Origin of the sequence: Sphingomonas sp. T1 (genome assembly GCF_902506585.1) — a bacterium.
GTDB classification, from domain to species: Bacteria; Pseudomonadota; Alphaproteobacteria; order Sphingomonadales; family Sphingomonadaceae; genus Sphingomonas; species Sphingomonas aerolata.
Window position 1 is genome coordinate 2,237,278 of the sequence record NZ_LR733875.1, and the last position, 16,530, is coordinate 2,253,807.

The 16,530-nt window shown below is 63.2% G+C and carries 16 protein-coding genes; 6 read left to right on the forward strand and 10 right to left on the reverse strand.

The features are described from left to right. Window positions 1-54 precede the first annotated feature (54 nt). The 4 genes from GV027_RS10165 to GV027_RS10180 all read right to left on the reverse strand — a co-directional run bounded on the left by GV027_RS10165 (window position 55) and on the right by GV027_RS10180 (window position 5,430). Entirely contained in the window at window positions 55-1,617 is a 1,563-nt protein-coding gene (locus GV027_RS10165) for an OprO/OprP family phosphate-selective porin (RefSeq protein ID WP_159511781.1), read from the reverse strand. A gap of 145 nt (window positions 1,618-1,762) precedes the next feature. Then, on the reverse strand, window positions 1,763-2,674 hold the full coding sequence (locus GV027_RS10170) for an acyl-CoA thioesterase (protein ID WP_159511782.1): 912 nt from the start codon (window positions 2,672-2,674) through the stop codon (window positions 1,763-1,765). 43 nt (window positions 2,675-2,717) lie between these two features. Then, window positions 2,718-3,809 carry an FUSC family protein gene (locus GV027_RS10175; protein WP_236559154.1) on the reverse strand — a complete coding sequence of 364 codons (1,092 nt, stop codon included), beginning with the start codon at window positions 3,807-3,809 and terminating at the stop codon, window positions 2,718-2,720. 664 nt (window positions 3,810-4,473) lie between these two features. Next, window positions 4,474-5,430 carry an aromatic alcohol reductase gene (locus GV027_RS10180; RefSeq protein ID WP_159511783.1) on the reverse strand — a complete coding sequence of 319 codons (957 nt, stop codon included), beginning with the start codon at window positions 5,428-5,430 and terminating at the stop codon, window positions 4,474-4,476. A gap of 69 nt (window positions 5,431-5,499) precedes the next feature. Here GV027_RS10180 and GV027_RS10185 point away from each other — a divergent pair, with 69 nt between their 5' ends. Further along, on the forward strand, window positions 5,500-5,937 hold the full coding sequence (locus tag GV027_RS10185; protein ID WP_159511784.1) for a winged helix-turn-helix transcriptional regulator: 438 nt from the start codon (window positions 5,500-5,502) through the stop codon (window positions 5,935-5,937). Between the two features lie 708 nt (window positions 5,938-6,645). Here the strand turns inward: GV027_RS10185 and arsH are convergent. Genes arsH through GV027_RS10205 form a run of 4 tightly spaced genes read right to left on the reverse strand, consistent with a single transcriptional unit; the run spans window position 6,646 to window position 9,494 of the window. Next, window positions 6,646-7,398: an arsenical resistance protein ArsH gene (arsH, locus tag GV027_RS10190; RefSeq protein ID WP_159511785.1), complete on the reverse strand. Its 753-nt coding sequence runs from the start codon at window positions 7,396-7,398 to the stop codon at window positions 6,646-6,648. Window positions 7,399-7,435: 37 nt separating this feature from the next. Beyond that, on the reverse strand, window positions 7,436-8,722 hold the full coding sequence (locus tag GV027_RS10195) for an arsenic transporter (RefSeq protein WP_159511786.1): 1,287 nt from the start codon (window positions 8,720-8,722) through the stop codon (window positions 7,436-7,438). Then, window positions 8,722-9,150 carry an arsenate reductase (glutaredoxin) gene (gene arsC, locus GV027_RS10200; protein WP_159511787.1) on the reverse strand — a complete coding sequence of 143 codons (429 nt, stop codon included), beginning with the start codon at window positions 9,148-9,150 and terminating at the stop codon, window positions 8,722-8,724. Before arsC ends, GV027_RS10195 begins: the two co-directional genes overlap by 1 nt. A gap of 11 nt (window positions 9,151-9,161) precedes the next feature. Then, the gene (locus tag GV027_RS10205; protein ID WP_159512852.1) at window positions 9,162-9,494 is read right to left on the reverse strand and encodes an ArsR/SmtB family transcription factor; all 333 of its coding nucleotides are present in this window, start codon (window positions 9,492-9,494) and stop codon (window positions 9,162-9,164) included. Window positions 9,495-9,930: 436 nt separating this feature from the next. Here GV027_RS10205 and GV027_RS10210 point away from each other — a divergent pair, with 436 nt between their 5' ends. The 4 genes from GV027_RS10210 (at window position 9,931) to GV027_RS10225 (ending at window position 13,399) form a co-directional block, all read left to right on the forward strand. Then, window positions 9,931-10,470: a hypothetical protein gene (locus tag GV027_RS10210; RefSeq protein WP_159511788.1), complete on the forward strand. Its 540-nt coding sequence runs from the start codon at window positions 9,931-9,933 to the stop codon at window positions 10,468-10,470. Window positions 10,471-10,782: 312 nt separating this feature from the next. Beyond that, entirely contained in the window at window positions 10,783-11,919 is a 1,137-nt protein-coding gene (locus tag GV027_RS10215; RefSeq protein WP_159511789.1) for a hypothetical protein, read from the forward strand. A 354-nt stretch (window positions 11,920-12,273) separates the two neighbouring features. Beyond that, window positions 12,274-12,834, forward strand: coding sequence for a GDSL-type esterase/lipase family protein (locus GV027_RS10220; protein ID WP_159511790.1), 561 nt, complete (start codon window positions 12,274-12,276; stop codon window positions 12,832-12,834). An 88-nt stretch (window positions 12,835-12,922) separates the two neighbouring features. Further along, complete coding sequence (locus tag GV027_RS10225) at window positions 12,923-13,399, forward strand: TIGR02594 family protein (RefSeq protein WP_159511791.1); 477 nt, start codon at window positions 12,923-12,925, stop codon at window positions 13,397-13,399. 778 nt (window positions 13,400-14,177) lie between these two features. Here GV027_RS10225 and GV027_RS10230 read toward each other — a convergent pair. Continuing rightward, window positions 14,178-14,396: a hypothetical protein gene (locus GV027_RS10230; protein WP_031395698.1), complete on the reverse strand. Its 219-nt coding sequence runs from the start codon at window positions 14,394-14,396 to the stop codon at window positions 14,178-14,180. Window positions 14,397-14,585: 189 nt separating this feature from the next. Then, window positions 14,586-15,158 (reverse strand): TetR/AcrR family transcriptional regulator, encoded by a 573-nt coding sequence (locus tag GV027_RS10235; RefSeq protein ID WP_236559155.1) that lies wholly within the window; start codon window positions 15,156-15,158, stop codon window positions 14,586-14,588. A 347-nt stretch (window positions 15,159-15,505) separates the two neighbouring features. Here GV027_RS10235 and GV027_RS10240 point away from each other — a divergent pair, with 347 nt between their 5' ends. After that, window positions 15,506-16,486 (forward strand): MFS transporter, encoded by a 981-nt coding sequence (locus tag GV027_RS10240; protein WP_236559156.1) that lies wholly within the window; start codon window positions 15,506-15,508, stop codon window positions 16,484-16,486. Window positions 16,487-16,530: the final 44 nt, after the last annotated feature.

Here is a 16,530-nt window from a genome sequence, read left to right on the forward strand (position 1 = left end):
TACGGACATTATCGAACTTATGATACGCTGGCAAGGTGAAGCCGGCGTCGACGGTCAGAACGCCACTTCGGCCCTTGCCGCGAACGTGTCGCCGCTATCGCGCCCGATGAAACTGCCGGTCCGGTTGTCGGTACGGAAATGGGTATAGTCCGCCATGAATCGGAAATTGTTGGTCAGCGACCAGTTCAGGCCGAGCGTACCCGCCGTACCGGTGCCGCCGAGCGGGAGGCTCGAACTGTCGAGATCCTCGTAGCGTATCACCGCCTCCAGCGCCCCCCATCCGCCATCGAGCACCGAGTTCAGCACGTTCGGCGCGACATAGGTGCCGCTGCGCGAGGCATAGGTCGGCGTCTCGCCGGTGATCCAGAAGCCGCCATTGACCGACAAGGCCTTGATCTTGCCGCTGCGGAAGGTCGAGGTCGGGCCGCCATGCACGGTCCGCTGACCATATTCGCCGAACGCGTAGAATGGCCCGAGCGTGCCGCCGAGTTCAAGGCCGAACGCCTTTGATCCGTCCGCGCCAGCCAGCGCCGCGGACTCGACACGGACGCTGTTGTTGAGCGCCCCCGCCATGCCTTGCGCGAACGTGGTCGGCAGCGTCGTATCGGGGATGTTCTCGCTATACGCCCAACCGCCGATGTGGATCAGGCCATGCTTGGTGAGGATCGGGTTCCAGTGCGCACGGCCCAGCAGCATGCGATTGTCGCTACGCGTGAAATCACTGTCGATCGCATCGCCGTGAACGCCAAGGCTAGCATGCCAGTTCTTGCCGCCCGCACGGCCGACCGCGCCCATCAGGAAGACCTTGCCGCCCTGCGTCGCGAGCGCGGTGGTGTTGATGTTGGTGGTGATGAAGGGGTTGGCGGTCGACGCGGTGCCGATGTCGATGCCGCGATCGGTGATGAGGTTGCCGAACCGGACATCGGCGTCGGTCTTGCCGAACTTCTGGCGGTAGCCGACGAACGCCTGCACGACCTCGGTCGCGTTGCGCCGGAAATCGGTTTCGAACTGATAGAAGAGGTGATCGCCGATCGTGCCAATCGCGCCGACGCGAAACTGGCGCAGCGTCGAGACGGTGATGTTGCGACGGTCGAAATCCGACCCCCCGGTCGAAGAGATATCGGCCAACGACCGCCCGCGCATCTTGAACGTGAACTTTCCGTCGCGGCTGCTGAACACGGGGGCCCCCCGGCTCCAGTCGACCGCGAGATCGGCGGGCAGCGCGACCCCGCCGGCGTTGACGACCTGCGGGTTACCGACCGGCACGGGAGCGATCTTCGCGTCGGGATCGGCCGTCTGGTTGGCGACCTGCACGCGGGTCGGGGCCGCTGACGGGGGTGCTGGCACAGGCGCTGCCAGTTGCGGGGCCGTTGATGGCGCAGCGGCCGGAGGTGGGGCATTCGCGGCAAGCGCACGGCCGGCTTTCGCCTTGGCATTGGCGATCAGCGTATCGGCGCGCTCGCGGCTGACCAGCTTGTTCTCGACCATCTCGTCGATCAGCGCCAGCATCGTCTGGTACGACGGATCGGTATCGAGCGGCGACGCCGTCTGCGCCTGCGCTGCCGATGGCAGCACGGCTAGCAACGCGCACAGCGATACGGCGTACGAATGACGCATACAGACATCCTCATCGATTGGGATCGTCCGTCTTGCGCGGCGCGACATCCTGGAACCAGCTTCCCTGGCGTAAGATGATCCTAATGTCCGTACAAATGCGCTGTCAACATGGTTTTACGCGGCGACCCGATCCGGGGTGCACCGATCAGGGCATATGCGGGATCGTCGTACGTGGCGCGAGATCGGGCCGCATCCGGATCAATCCCTCTTGCGTGACATGTGCGATCGCTCGCCCGTCGCGGCTATGGAAGACACCGCGCGCGATGCCGCGGCCATGTCCCGACCACGCGCTTTCGCTGGTATAGAGCAGCCAATCGTCCAGCGGCACATCCTCGTGGAACCACATTGCGTGATCGAGGCTCGCGGTCTGCATGCTGTGCTCGAACATGTTGACGCCGTGCGGGATCAGCGACGCACTGAGCAGCGCATAATCGGACAGATAGGCGAGCACGCCGCGGCGCACGACGGGATCGGTTGGCACACTTCCCCGAAACCGGATCCAGACATGGGATACGGGCGTGCCGGGCTTGGTCTGGAGGAACGCGGGCACGCCGCAGGGCCGGATATCGAAGGCGGACGGCTGGCCGAGGAACGCGACGGCTTGCGCGGAGATACCCGCATAGTCACCAGCGAGGATGTCGAGCGAGCGCAGTTCCTCTGGCGGGGGAAGGTCGGGCATCGCGACCGCATGCTCCAGGCCGGCTTCCGGGCGCTGGAACGATGCGGCCAGCGTCAGGATCGTCGCGCCGTTCTGGCTTGCGGTGACGCGGCGGTTCGCGAACGACTTGCCGTCGAAATCGCGTTCTACCTGGAAAATGATCGGTTGCGTCTCGGTGCCGGCGCGCAGGAAATAGGCGTGCATGCTGTGCGCCACGGCGGGTGCGTCGACCGAACGCTGCGCCGCCATCAGCGCCTGCGCCACGACCTGACCGCCGAAGACGCGCGCGGTTGCGCCGGGTCGCTGGGGTCCGCGGAACAGGTCGGTATCGAGCGGTTCGAGGTCGAGCAGCGCGACCAGTTCGGCGGCGAGGTCGGGCGTCGATAAGGTTTCGGTCATCGCCGCCCGTACCGCGCGCGGGGCCAGTGGCAAAGTCGCGCGGTCAGCTTTGTTCGGCAGCGAGCACCTTGGTCGGGGCGATTTCGTCGACGCGACCGGCAAGGTCGAGCAGGTCGCGGTGAAGCCGACCCGCGGCGAAGGCGAGCCCGAATACGCGGCCCGATGCGTCGAAATCCAGGGTCGCCGCGGCCTCGCTCCGTCGGAACAGATCGAGCGCGGTACCGAACATCCGATAACAGGCTTCGACGTCGCCCCGATCGACCTTACCCCGCGTACGCAGCGCCTCCGAACACCGGCTCGCCAGCGCGGCATGCGCGGTCAGCATCGCCGCCGATGGCTTGGCGAGCGCTGCCATCGCAGCCGGGGGCAGCGGCTCGTCGAGTGCGCGACCGCTCAGCACCAAATCATTGCGGATACGCCAGAGCGTGCGCGGTACGGCGGCGGGGATACCGTGATCGGCGAGACGCGAGGCGCGTTCGCGGTCGGCGTCCTTCATCGCCAACTCCACCGCGGCGAGCGCATGACGCAGCGCGGCGTGTTCGGGGGACAATGGCAGCGCCAGCCCGGTGGTCAACGCGTCGGCCTGCGCCCGCAGCATCCGTTCGATATGGCTCAGCACGGCCAAAGTGCGCGCGATCACAACGCCGTGCGAGCGTGCCGGCAGGATCAGCATCGCCGCCAGCACACCGATCATGCCGCCCAGGCCGATCTCGATGATGCGATCCCGGACGAAGATCTCCACCGAAGAGCCCGGCGGCGCGCTGAGCAGCATGATTGCCGCGGTGACCGGCGCGATGCGCAACCGCGGCCGGAGCGACGCGACGAGCGCCGCGATGCCGGTAACGGTGACGAGCACCAGCCCGAGTTCGAGCGTATCGGTTCGTCCGAGCGCCGCGCCGATGCCGCCCAGCACCGCGCCCAGCAAGGTCCCCAGCAAGCGATCGGTCGCTGCGCCGAGCGTTCCCCCGATCGATGCCTGCATCACGATCAGCACGGTGAACACCGCCCAATAGCCTTCGTGCAGGCCGAGCGTCTTGTACGCCGCAAACGCTGCTGCAGTAGCGACGATCACGCGGACCGTCTGGCGCAGGCTATCCGCATTCGCCTTGATCAACGCGCTTGGTCGGAGTTCCAATGTCAGCGCTTTTCCCCCCAACGTTCTGTAAATCAGTCCGTCGGCGGTAATGCTCTTACCTGCAATCGTAATTCGCCTTGATTGGCTTAGTTACAAGCCGATTGGCTGATATCGTCGCCCCCCGGGCTTGGTCTTTGCTTCAGCCTTACGCTCGCGCAGGACGCCTAGGATCTGACTCTCGGAAGATCGGCCATGCTGCATCACTCCCCCTCCATCTGACGAGATAACTTACCAATCGGATGAATTCTGAGGAGCGGGTCAAGGGAGATCGCTGCACCGTTTATAGGTCGCTGGCCCGCTCAAGCTGCTCCGTACCGCTGGCATGATCGAAAGCTCAAGTCAGCGGCGAACATGAACGGATGTCGGAAGCTGGAACGGCAAAAGCCGCATCGGGATGACCGAATGTTGGTCTTGGCAGCCCTGCAATGCCCAACAGTTTCGCCCACTTCCGGACTTTTAGGCTGGCGATCCGGGCGCCAAATAACGGCTATTCGTTCAGCGCGAAATTTCCCGTTTCTCCGTCTCCGATTGGCCATCTTGGGAAAGGCCAATCGGGAACGGATCTTGGGACGTAAGCTGCCCTAAGCTGTCTGCGTGATCGCCGGGGCGGCTGTCCCACTCTAGGTTCGTCTTTGGGAAGGTCTCTACAGTCACCCCGCCTACATCATTTTTCTTTTTGCGGGCCTCGCAGATCGGCATCGATCAGGGCCGCAACGTCGGTGACCGGAAGACCCTGCCGATCATTGAACGTGCCTGCCTTCGGCCAGGACACACCGCGACCGATCGCGAAGGCGGCGCGGTACTTGCGCATCATGTTTTTCGGATCGTTCGCCAGCTCTTCCATCAGGAAAGGCACGGTCCAAACCGACCGCTTGAAGGCCCGGCCCAGTGCCACCTCCAACTTGTCTGCGACCTCACCATAACTGACGGTGTCACCGGCCAGGAAGACGATCTCGTTGCGGATCGTCGGCTCGAAGAACACGATCTCGGCAGTCAGCACACCGATGTCATCCGGCGTCGTCAGCGTCACAGCGGTATCAAGGCTGCCGAGCGCGTGAACTTCGCTATTCTCCAGATCGACGACACCAAAGTCCGGCTCGAACAGGTAGCTCATGAACATGCCCGTGGAGATGATGACCCACTCGGTCTTGTCCTGTGAGCGCAGCAGCTCGCGCACGTCGAGCTGCGCATCGAAGATGTCCTGCGGCCCGCCGCGGCCGATCGCCTCGAAGTCGACGCCGAATTGCCACGGGAAATAGCGCGGGACACCGGATTGCAGCGCCGCCTTGGCGAGCTTCATCGGCGTGTTGATCCCGGCTGCGTAGCCCGCGCAGCCGATCACCGTATCGTAGCCCGAAAAGAGCGATGCCAGCTCATCGATGGTGTCGTTCACCAGGTCGCCGAGCACGATCTCGATCCCCGCTTCGCGGATCTCGGCGATATCACGCTGCTTGGAGGGATCGCCCGACTCGACGGCACTCTCGCGGAGAAGGACGCTGATCCTAGCGCCGTCGATGTTCTTGGCGTGACGCGCCAGATTGCGAAGCACGGGCATGCCAAGCTCGCCGGCACCCAGAACGAGGATATTGCGTGATTTCACATTGGAGACTGTATCGTTCATCGTTCTAACTCGTTTCACCGTGGATGCTGGTGATCTGGCAAGACACGGGCAAGCGTGAAAGATGGGTACATGCGTGATACTGCCGTTCAATCTCTAAACGAGGAGGACATCCTCCGATATTCGCAAACGGTTTGCGATGGCCTCCGGGACGATGACGACGGGGTGCGCCGTGAGGTGTTGGCCCATGCCGGTAACCGCTGGTCGCTTGGTGTCATCCATACGCTCGGCGTGTACGGCCAGCTTCGCCACGCGGAAATCGGCCGACGGATGGACGGTATTACGCAGCGGATGCTGACGCGCACGCTGCGCCATCTGGAGCGCGATGGATTGGTGGTGCGTCACGACTTCGAGGAGGTGGTTCCTCATGTAGAATATGCTCTATCCGAAACCGGATTGAAGCTACTGGTCATGATGGTTCCCCTGTGGACGTGGATCGTCGAAAACGTCGACAGCTTTCGCGCATCACGAGAGATGTTTGATCGGGAACATGCGGGAGAAGAGCCCTGAAGGCGACATCGGCTTACAGGCTTAACTTTCCAGAAATACCATCGTCTTTGGAAAAAGACCGCGCCCCGCTCTGTCTGCTATTGCAATAAACCGCTCCGTAAGCCTCCCGTCGACGCGCTTTCCTATGCTCGAACCGGCGACATTCTCGTAGTGTGGAAGCTCGACCGGCTTGGCCCTATCATGAAAGAACTTAGACGGTGTCTGAGCCTTCATCTCGGAAGCGCCATTGAAAAGTCAGCGAATTTAGACGCTGTCGGTGATCGGCAACAAATATCCAAGCTCACTAAGCATTGATGTCGACTGGCTCGGTCGAAAAATCACTGAGATCAACTTATATCGTTTAAAGAGCCCTAATTGCTTCGCCACCCGGTACAAGAAGTCCGCTGCCAAATTATTATTAAATGTGGCACTTTCCACCGTCTTGGCATTCTGGCCCTGAACGAGGCTAGGCCCTGATGATCAGTTTTGGCATCTTGGCTGTTGATGACTGCTGAGTCAATCAGACGAAACCGAGTTCTGCAGCGGTCAAATCCTATCCCTGCAACCAACCCAACGACAGCCCCGCAGCGAAAGCTTCGGGGCTGTCGTCGTCATTATGCCAACGCATAGTGCGAACACGAAGACCAACTCGCCCCATGGATAGATGGTGGAAGCAGCGCTGGTCAAAGCCGGAGCGCCGGAGCGTGCCTGCCCGAACCGGGCATTCGTTCACCGTGATGGATGCGACGCCGTAGCTATGCTCGACAGATCGGTTGTCGGATCGATCGGCACGCCGGAAGCCTTCCGTTCCGAATACCGGTCGACGAGCTGGGCCGCGTGAGGGCGGAGCAGGACCGTGAAGCGGACCATCTCCTCCATCACGTCGACGATGCGATCATAGTAGCTGGACGGCTTCATCCGGCCGGCGTCGTCAAACTCCTCGAACGCCTTGGCGACGCTCGACTGGTTCGGAATCGTCACCATCCGCATCCAGCGGCCGAGGATGCGCAGCGTGTTCACGCTGTTGAACGACTGCGATCCGGCCGACACCTGCATGACGGAGAGCGTCCGGCCCTGCGTCGGTCGCATCCCGCCCATCGACAGCGGCAGGTGATCCACCTGCAGCTTCATGATACCGGTGATCTGACCGTGCCGCTCGGGGCTGCACCAGACATGCCCCTCGGACCATAGCGACAGCTCGCGCAATTCATGGACCGCCGGATGGTCGTCGCCAGCCACCTGATCGGGCAGCGGCAGGGTCGAGGGATCAAATATGCGCGTCTCGGCTCCGAAGAACCGGAGCAGGCGCGCGGCCTCCTCGACGCAGAGCCGGGAATATGACCGCTCGCGCAGTGAGCCGTAGAGCAGCAGGATGCGCGGGGGCGGGTCTCCCGCACCCAGTCCGATGGCGGGCCGGTCGAGCGTGTAGCGTCGATCGAGTGCGGGCAGATGGTCGGGGTCGGAAAGCGTGCGCAGGGGCATCAGGGGTATGTCCTGTCATTGGTTCGATTCCACGGCATCAGGCGGCACCGAGCCGCAGGGCGAGCGCGGCGAGCGTTACCAGCAGCACGGGGATCGTTAAGGTCGCGCCGATCCTGAAATAATAGCCCCAGCCGATGCGGATGCCCTTCTGCTCGAGCACGTGCAGCCACAGCAACGTCGCGAGCGAGCCGATCGGCGTGATCTTGGGGCCGAGGTCGCAGCCGATCACGTTGGCGTAGATCATGGCGTCCTTGATCGCGCCCGTGGCGTGGGTCGCGTCGATCGACAGCGCGCCGACGAGCACGGTCGGCATGTTGTTCATGACCGACGACAGCAGCGCGGCGATGATGCCGGTGCCGAACGCCGCGCCCCATACGCCGCCTTGGGCGGTGCGGTCGAGCAGACCGGCGAGGTGGTCGGTCAGGCCGGCGTTCCGCAGGCCGTAGACGACCAGGTACATGCCGAGCGAGAAGATCACGACCTGCCACGGCGCGCCGCGCAGTACCTTGCGCGTCTCGATGACGCGGCCGCGCCCGGCGACGACGAGCAGCAGCACCGCGCCGGCAGCGGCGACTGCACTGACCGGTATGCCAATAGGTTCGAGCAGGAAAAAGCCCGCCAGAAGCGCCGCAAGGACGACCCAACCGGCCCGGAATGTCGCCCGATCGCGGACGGCGTCGGCCGGCGCGCGGAGCTGCGCCACGTCGTAGTTTGCTGGGACGTCACGGCGGAAGTACAGCAGCAGCACGATCAGCGTCGCACCGATCGACGCGAGGTCGACCGGCACCATCACCGACGCATAGTCGGCGAACCCGATGCCGAAGAAGTCGGCCGACACGATGTTGACCAGGTTGGAGACGATCAGCGGCAGGCTTGCCGTGTCGGCGACGAAACCGGCCGCCATGACGAACGCCAGCGTCGCCCTGTCGCGGTAGCCCAGCGCCCGCAGCATTGCGATGACGATCGGGGTCAGGATCAGCGCCGCGCCGTCGTTCGCGAACAGCGCCGACACGGCCGCGCCGAGAAGGACAATCAGGACGAATAGCCTATGGCCATGTCCTCCCGCCCAGCGAGCGACGTGCAGCGCCGCCCATTCGAAGAAGCCGGCCTCGTCCAACAGCAGGCTGACGATGATGATGGCGACGAACGTCGCGGTCGCGTTCCAGACGATACCCCACACCACCGGGACGTCGGAAAGCGAGACCACCCCGACGAGCAGCGCCACGACCGCACCACCCAGCGCGCTCCACCCGATACCGAGCCCCTTGGGCTGCCAGATGACGAGCGTGATCGTGGCGACGAAGATGGCGAGCGCGAGCAGCATCAAGCGATGCGCTGACCCGAGGCGTCCACCACCGCTTCGCCGTCTTCCTTGGCAAAGGCCCCCAGTTGCGGCTCGGGAAGCAGACCGAGGACCGCTTCGGATGGTCGGCACAGCTGCACGCCGAGCGGCGAGACGACCAGTGGCCGGTTGATAAGGATCGGATGCGCCATCATCGCGTCCACCAGCGCGTCGTCCGTCAGCGTCTCATCACCAAGCCCCAACTCCGCATAGGGCGTCCCCTTCTCGCGCAGCAGTTCGCGAGGCGTCATACCGGCGCGGTCAATCAGCTGGACCAGCAAAGCGCGCGAGGGCGGGGTTTTCAGATATTCGATGACGTGCGGCTCGATGCCGGCATTGCGGATCATCGCCAGCGTGTTGCGCGACGTGCCGCAGGCGGGGTTGTGGTAGATCACGATGTCGACGGCCATGACGCGTCCTTTCAGCAGCAGGGGGTGAGTTCGGCCAGAAGCGGCACGCACAGCTCGGGCGAGCCGGCGCAGCAGTCGTTGACCAGGAAGAGCGTGAGTGCGCGCAGGCCGTCCAGATCGGCGCGGTAGATAATCGACCGGCTCTGTCGCTCGGCGCGGACGATGCCGGCGCGCGCTAGGATGCCGAGATGCGCGGACATGGTGTTCTGCGGCACGTCGAGCCGGCGGGCGATTTCGCCCGCCGCCATGCCCTCCGGTTCGTGGCGCACCAGCAGCCGGAATACGTCGAGCCTGGTGCCCTGAGCGAGCGCAGCAAACGCAACGATAGCCGAATCCTTATCCATAAATCCAGCATAGCGGATATATCTGACGGCAACAGCGCGAACTTCCGACATGCCGGTTTTAGAGACTGCCGACCGTTTTCGATAAGGGCGAGGGCGCTGCGGATCTCAGCCATACCCAGTCGGACACCCCCGTGGCAATTCATACGGCCGAGAGCGCGGACATTCGCTCAGCCCGATGACGTCTGATCGTTCGTTGCCAGCGGTAACTTCCGAAAAGGTCTATCGAGAGAGTATTTCGTGAAAGCGGACTGACCCGGCGGATGTCAGCGCCAAGGAGCGGGCTGTCCAACAGCGGGCTTCTGCTCCGGTAAACCGGCTCAGTGGAAACCGGCAAGATTTGCTAGCCGCCCAACATTCACTATCTCTGCTGAACCGACTTGGCTGCCGATAAGCACTAGTGCTAATATCAACCGGCAGCTCAATAACGGAGACAAAGATGTTTGCCGTTGCTCTTATGTTTTCCGAGGCGGTGGCCGTCGCTTCCAACCCGCTCGAATCCGGCAACGTCGTCAGGAGCGTGCGGGAATCGATATGTGAACTGCGCGCACCCTCGATTGCCGATGACGCCATTGGTCTTCTGGCGCTGCCAGCGCCGAAGCAAAAGAACGAGATGGGGGTCTTGCTTCTGGTCAATTGTTCGGACCGAAAGATCATAAGCCTGCGGGACCCAAGTCGATCACGACGGCACGTGAACGAGTTTCCGTACGACCCGCGGGTCGTGACAAAATTGCGACATGACCCGGGGCGCTACGAAATCCTCAACTTCAATGAGAGGGCCAACAATTCCGTTGGGGACCACACGACCCATTCAAAATCGACATATTGGACGGGACCTTGCGAATATACGGGGCTTCAACTGACAACCGCCGCCGCAGGCGACGATCACAGCCGGCAAACGGTCGTCTTCGATCTCAACATCTGCGAGAACCAGATTCTCGCGATGCTCGAGCCGAACAAGGCGGTAATATCCCCGTAAGGAGACGCCAGAAAGCCGCCTGCAGAATACCACCGCGTGCCGCGATCAACGTCCTGCCCAGTACGTGGTTGGGCGAATGCCACTCGTCAGGGCGGCGCCGCTGAAGTCATAGACAGGCGGATGCGGTGGCGCATTTAACACTCCACGCTCTAAAAGCGGCCACCCGGTTTACCGCTCATCTATCGAGAGAGTCGGCATTCCTCTTCTGATCAGTCATTCGCTGCTGCAAAGATAAAAGTTTCGCAATACAGTCACTGATGCGAGGTCAGGCTTGCAGCGGTGCAAGGTGCGACTCGAAGTGGAGGCCTGGTGATGATTGCTTTATTCTTCGCATTGTCGCTGCAGGCCGCCACCCCCGATATCGTAATTTCTGGCAGGCAGCTTTCGGAAGCGTATGCAGCCTGCGTCGAGCACGGCTGTCCGCCGTTGCGAGATGCACAAGCGTCGATCGCCTTTGCCGAGCAGCAATTCCGGGATGGTGCGTATCTCAAGGCGCGTCACACGCTTATGCGCGCCATATCTCGCAACAAGCGTCACGCTGCGACCGACCCGAAACCGGTGTCCGCATTGTATGAAGCATATGCGACCGTCTCTTTGCACGACGGTGATCTGGATGCGTTCAAGAGCGCGGTCGGTGAGCAGGTTCGCACGCTGCGCGACAATCTGCCGGCCAATGACCCGGCCGTCGTTGCAGCCGCATTTGCGACCGGCGATATGTGGCTCGCGATGCGCAAGGGGCGTAGTGCCGAGATTTCGTATAAGGCGGTGGAGCGTCAGGCGTTGGCGGACGGAAACGCGGTGCTCGCCCTGCAGGCGACGTTGCGCCGCGTCAGACTGGCCAACGCACGAGGCGACACGGCCGGTGCGGCCAGGCTTATGGCCGAAGCAGAAGCCCGGCCGATCGCGGCGGATCCAAAGCTGCGCAATCTGCTGCAGGTTGTCCGGTTGCGCTTGGCGGCGGGGCAACAGGACAACGCGCAGATTGACCAGCTGGTGCGTGCGATCGGCCGCGACGGCTCGACCCGCCCTGAGCTGGTATGGGCGCCGCCTTATCGACCTACGGCGCTGGCGGCTGCGCAAGACGAAGCGCGCAAGTTGGGCTTGCCCAATCCGTTTCCTGCGAGATCGTCCGACGTCGATCCGATCCAATGGGTCGACATCGGATTCTGGATCCGACCCGACGGCAAGACGGACGAACCCGAAATCCTGCGCGGCTCGCGTTCGACGGGTTGGGCGGGGTACCTTCTCAAGCAGGTTGCCGAACGACGCTACACCGGCTTTTCGAGCAGCAGCACTGATCGGGGTGTCTACCGTGTCGAACGGTTCACCTTGCGCGGTACGTACCAGGTTCCAGTGGGGAGCCTGATTGCAAGGAGAGGGGGCGCTGCAAGGTTGGAAGTGCTCGACTTGACCCAGCCAGATACATCCGGCTCGTCGAACCGGTCATAACGGCAGATGTGAGACGGGCACCGAGGGCGGCTGATGAAGCAATAGCTGCTTCGCTGGGGACGGCCGTTTGGCGGGGCAGTTCGGCCACGTTCATCGTTCGCCGTGCAACGTTGCAGGTACGACACCACGTCATCCGCGCCGACGATCGCGTTCCGGCGTCAGGCCATCACCCCATCCAGGCCGACGATGTTTGCAAAAGGTCGTCTGGAACTTCTGATGGTGCGATGGTCGCCGGAATGCGTATCGGCCGTCTGTATGTCGTTGCAGACGAAGGAGCACCAGCGTCAAAGGGGCGGCGCGATGGTGACCGGACGCCTTACATTGCATCGAACGCGAACTATCTCACAGCGGCGCATGACACTCGACGGACCTTTGATTCTCGCGATCGGCGACAGCCTGATTGCCGGTTACGGCCTGCCCACCGCCGATAGCTTTCCCGTACAGCTCCAGGCTTCGCTGCGGCGGGCATGTCCTTCTGCCCGCGTAGTGAATGCCGGGGTGTCCGGTGATACCACCGCTGATGTCCTACGACGCTTGCCCCGAATGCTCTCCGCGCTCGACCAGCGACCCGCACTCGCGATCGTTCAGGTGGGACCGAACGATGTCCTGCGGCAGGTGCCGGTGGGTCGCACCCGAGCGCAGCTCGGGCAGGTCCTGCTGAGCCTGGGCAGTTGTGGCATTCCCGTTTTGTTGACGACCGTCGATCCCCCGATGTTCATCCGTGATCGGGCTGCTGCATATCTGGACATTCATGCCGCGTTGGCGGCCGAACACGGCGCGACCGTCTGGCCGTTCTTTCCGCCGGGCATATTGGGACATGCCGATATGGTGCTGGCGGACCGGGTGCATCCCAATGCCAAGGCGATTGCTGCGGTGGTCACAGCGATGCTGCCGATCGTGGAGAGAATGCTGTAATGCCCGCATTTGAGCGTAACCGCAGACGCGTTCGTATCTCTGCCCCAGGGGCGGGCGGATCATGGTGACGGATCCGAAGTGGTTGAGAGTGGCGCGCACGAAGCTCGGCACGAAGGAAGCTGCGGGATCAGCGAACAGCGCGACGATCCTGGGTTGGGCAAAGCGGCTTGGAACGCGGGTGCTGGGCATGGTCTACAACGCCGACAGCGTCCCGTGGTGCGGCGTGTTCGTCGCCCAGTGCCTGCAGGAAGATGGCATCGAGCCAGTCTCTATTGCGGTGCGGGCGACGTCATGGTCGACATGGGGATTGTCGTTGCGGCCGGAGCGTCTGGCGCCGGGGGCTGTGCTGGTGTTCGAGCGTCCTGGTGGCGGGCATGTCGGTTTCTATGTCGGCGAAGACGCGACGGCCTATCATGTCCTTGGTGGCAATCAGGGGGACGCGGTGACCATAGCCCGGATAGCAAAGGATCGCTGTATCGCGCGCCGATGGCCAGCCGGTCGCTCCGTGATAGGCAAGCCGGTCCAGATGGCGGCACGGAAGCCGATCTCGACCGACGAAGCCTGATGGAGATGCGCTGATTTCGTAGTGCGCACATTGGATCCAGATCCTGTCGTAACAGACCGTATTGGTAAGTGGTGGGTTCGGCCTGACCACGCCGTACGGCCTCGACGATGAGATCCCCCGATTTGAGCCGTTGTGTCTGCGGCTCGCAGATTCCAAAGCTTCGATCGCCCGGTAGATACGGTGACCGAGACCGGCACGGATTTCCGACAGTGCGATTCCCACCTCTGTCGCGGTCAGTGCTCGTTCGTGCAGGACGACCTATCCGTCTGCCGCGGCGAGATCCGTTGATACGACGCAATATGCGCGCAGTGGGTCCGACCCTGCCAACAGGACGCCGGCGAAATTTGCGGGGTTCAGGACGATCGGGATCGGATGTGTCGTCCCATCCCGCAGCAACGAACAGGGCACGCGCACGGGCGACCAGTGCTGCCTCCACAGCGGCATTGCGGGTCGCATCGCCCTGCATCATGGTCGGGCACATGCTTCAGTGGCGTCGAGCTCGACCATCCGATCGTCGATGACCACGATTGTCTCGGGATCCGCTCCACGCTTGACGAGTTCGTCGACGGCTTCCGCGCCTCACCCGCCATAGCAGCCGGAGCTAAACGGCGTTGTGCCGCGCCGTCTCGGGGTAAAACTGAGTCGAGGCGGGCGACTCATGACGTGGTCTACGCAGAGTTACGAACGACCCAAGGGGCTACCGATCAGTTTTCGCCGTCGTGGCTCCGCGCCCAGGGTTGATGGGGCAGACGATACGATCTTCCGAAGTCGTGCCGGCCTATCGCAGACCGAACCCCGCGGTGCTGTTTGCGCCATCGTCGGTCCGCTCACGACCAGCCAGCACGTTCTCGAGTTCAGCCAATGAATGGGGCACGTCGAGGTGCTGCGCCCCGATGAACAGGCGTGACCCGTTCCCTTCGGGTACTGCATGGGTCAGCTTGTCGATATCGACCAGCGCCTTGCCCTGCGGCAGTATTTCGATCTGAACAAATCGCATGTGATTTCCCATCTTGCGTCTGAGGGCTGGAGTGTCGCGCGGTCGATAACGAAGTTTTGTGCCCTGAAGCTACCCGACATGCTGACTTACGTCGCTCAAGTCAGCCTAAGGGCGAGGTGATGAATCCCGGAGTCAGAAAGCGGGTAGGGCGGTCGGAATGCCTGCGAGTCGGTCTCTTTTTCAGCGAGATTAGTGGAGTTTGCTCTCACGCTCCCGTCTGCCTTGAGCATCCCACGCCACCATTGCGTGTCCGATGCCGGCCCGCAGCGTCTCGGTCGGAACGCCGTCCCGCGCCTGGATCGAGATCCCCAGCACCAGCCCGTCGTACAACGCGGCGAGACCCGCGACGTCCGTGGCGGGATCGAGATCGCCGGCGCTGACGCCAGCGGCGATACACCGCTGCAACGCCTGCCGGGTGATCTCCCGCTCGGCACGAGTCAGCGCCCGGGTCGGCGCGCCGGCCTCGGACGAAACGATCGATGACAGCGTCATCATGCACCCCTTCGGATGGGCAGGATCGGTCTGCACCGCAACCGACGCGATCAAGGCCTGTTCGAGCCGCGAGCGTGGCGGTAGCGTCTCGTCGTCGAGCGCACCGACGATGCCGCCATGCACGGCGAGATAGCGCGCGAGCGTTTCGCGGTAGAGCGCTTCCTTCGACCCGAAGGCCGCGTAGAAACTGGCCGACGAGATGTCGCCCATCGCCTGACGCAGCGTGAGCAGCGACGCGCCCTCATACCCGTGTTCCCAGAACAGATGCATCGCGCTGTCCAGTGCTGCAGCCCTGTCAAAACCACGCGGTCGTCCGCTCCGTGCCATATATGTCCGCTCCTGATTGTGGACTAATCAATCTATTACTCGTTGACAAGCCACGCCATGTGGTTGAACGCAGTGGACCAGTCGATCCAGAAGTGAGTGTTGCGTGATTCCAAGATCCGGTCAGACCGACGATGGCGCGAGCGAGACGTTGCCGATCTCCGCGTTGCTGGCGCTGGCAATGACGGGCTTCACCGCGATCCTCACCGAAACGCTCCCTGCCGGGCTGTTGCCACACATGGCCGCCGGGCTCGGCGTATCGGAGTCGCTCGCGGGGCAGACCATCACAGTCTATGCGGTCGGGTCGCTGCTCGCGGCGAAAGCCGACCCTGCTCGTCGCGATCGTCGGCTTCCTGATCTTCAACTGCGTGACCGCGGTGTCCACGTCGTACGCGCTGACGCTCCTCGCGCGGTTCATGGGCGGGGTCGCGGCGGGACTGGGGTGGGGAATCATCGCGGGCTATGCCAGGCGGATGGTCGCCCCGCCGTTGCGCGGCAAGGCGCTCGCGATCGCGATGGTCGGTACGCCGCTGGCGCTGTCGATCGGCGTCCCCTTGGGGGCGATGCTGGGCACGACGCTGGGCTGGCGCATGGCGTTCGGGCTAATGGCGATTACTACCATCATCCTGATCGGCTGGGTTTTGTGGCGGGTGCCGGACTTTGCCGGCCAGCCTGCCGAACAGCGGCTGTCGATCGCCAGCGTGTTCCGCACGCCGGGCGTTCGTCCCGTCCTGATCACGCTGTTTGCGTGGATCACGGGTCACAATATCCTGTACACCTACATCGCCCCGGTCGCCGCCTTGTCGGGTGCGGGGAAGAGGCTGGATCTGTTGCTGCTCGGATTCGGGCTCGCCGCGCTGGTCGGGATCTGGGTGACGGGCGTGCTGATCGACCGAGCGCTGCGTCGGCTCGTGCTGGTCAGCCTCGCGATGTTCGCAGGTGTGTCGTTGGCCTTCGCGCTGTTCGCGACTACCCCTGCGATGACGATCGCGGCGACGATCCTGTGGGGATTGTCGTTCGGCGGCGCAGCGACACAGCTGTCGACCGCGCTCGCCGATGCGGCGGGTGAGGGCGTCGACCTCGCCAATGCGATGCTCACGACGGTCTGGAACGGCGCGATCGCGACGGGCGGGATCGTCGGCGGGGTGATCCTCGACCATGCGGGGGCAGGACCGCTCGCTTGGGCCGTAATGGCGCCGACCCTTCTTGCCCTGGCGCTCGCAGCTGGCGCGCGCCGCCATGCCTTCAAGCCCGGTCCCCGTGCCTTCGAATGACGTGCCTTCGAATAACGCGCCCGTCGTGCGCGCCCATCAGGAGA

Excerpts from the sequence above, each read along its gene's own strand:
- GV027_RS10165 (WP_159511781.1), bottom strand. The coding sequence starts at position 1,617 with ATGCGTCATTCGTACGCCGTATCGCTGTGCGCGTTGCTAGCCGTGCTG.
- GV027_RS10195 (WP_159511786.1), bottom strand. The coding sequence starts at position 8,722 with ATGCTGCTCGCGCTCGCCATCTTCGTCGCCACGATCACGCTCGTCATC.
- GV027_RS10230 (WP_031395698.1), bottom strand. The coding sequence starts at position 14,396 with ATGCGATTTGTTCAGATCGAAATACTGCCGCAGGGCAAGGCGCTGGTC.
- GV027_RS10185 (WP_159511784.1), top strand. The coding sequence starts at position 5,500 with ATGCGTGATACTGCCGTTCAATCTCTAAACGAGGAGGACATCCTCCGA.
- GV027_RS10170 (WP_159511782.1), bottom strand. The coding sequence starts at position 2,674 with ATGACCGAAACCTTATCGACGCCCGACCTCGCCGCCGAACTGGTCGCG.
- GV027_RS10215 (WP_159511789.1), top strand. The coding sequence starts at position 10,783 with ATGATTGCTTTATTCTTCGCATTGTCGCTGCAGGCCGCCACCCCCGAT.
- GV027_RS10205 (WP_159512852.1), bottom strand. The coding sequence starts at position 9,494 with ATGGATAAGGATTCGGCTATCGTTGCGTTTGCTGCGCTCGCTCAGGGC.
- GV027_RS10220 (WP_159511790.1), top strand. The coding sequence starts at position 12,274 with ATGACACTCGACGGACCTTTGATTCTCGCGATCGGCGACAGCCTGATT.
- GV027_RS10235 (WP_236559155.1), bottom strand. The coding sequence starts at position 15,158 with ATGCATCTGTTCTGGGAACACGGGTATGAGGGCGCGTCGCTGCTCACG.
- GV027_RS10240 (WP_236559156.1), top strand. The coding sequence starts at position 15,506 with ATGCGGTCGGGTCGCTGCTCGCGGCGAAAGCCGACCCTGCTCGTCGCG.
- GV027_RS10210 (WP_159511788.1), top strand. The coding sequence starts at position 9,931 with ATGTTTGCCGTTGCTCTTATGTTTTCCGAGGCGGTGGCCGTCGCTTCC.
- arsH (WP_159511785.1), bottom strand. The coding sequence starts at position 7,398 with ATGCCCCTGCGCACGCTTTCCGACCCCGACCATCTGCCCGCACTCGAT.
- GV027_RS10180 (WP_159511783.1), bottom strand. The coding sequence starts at position 5,430 with ATGAACGATACAGTCTCCAATGTGAAATCACGCAATATCCTCGTTCTG.
- arsC (WP_159511787.1), bottom strand. The coding sequence starts at position 9,150 with ATGGCCGTCGACATCGTGATCTACCACAACCCCGCCTGCGGCACGTCG.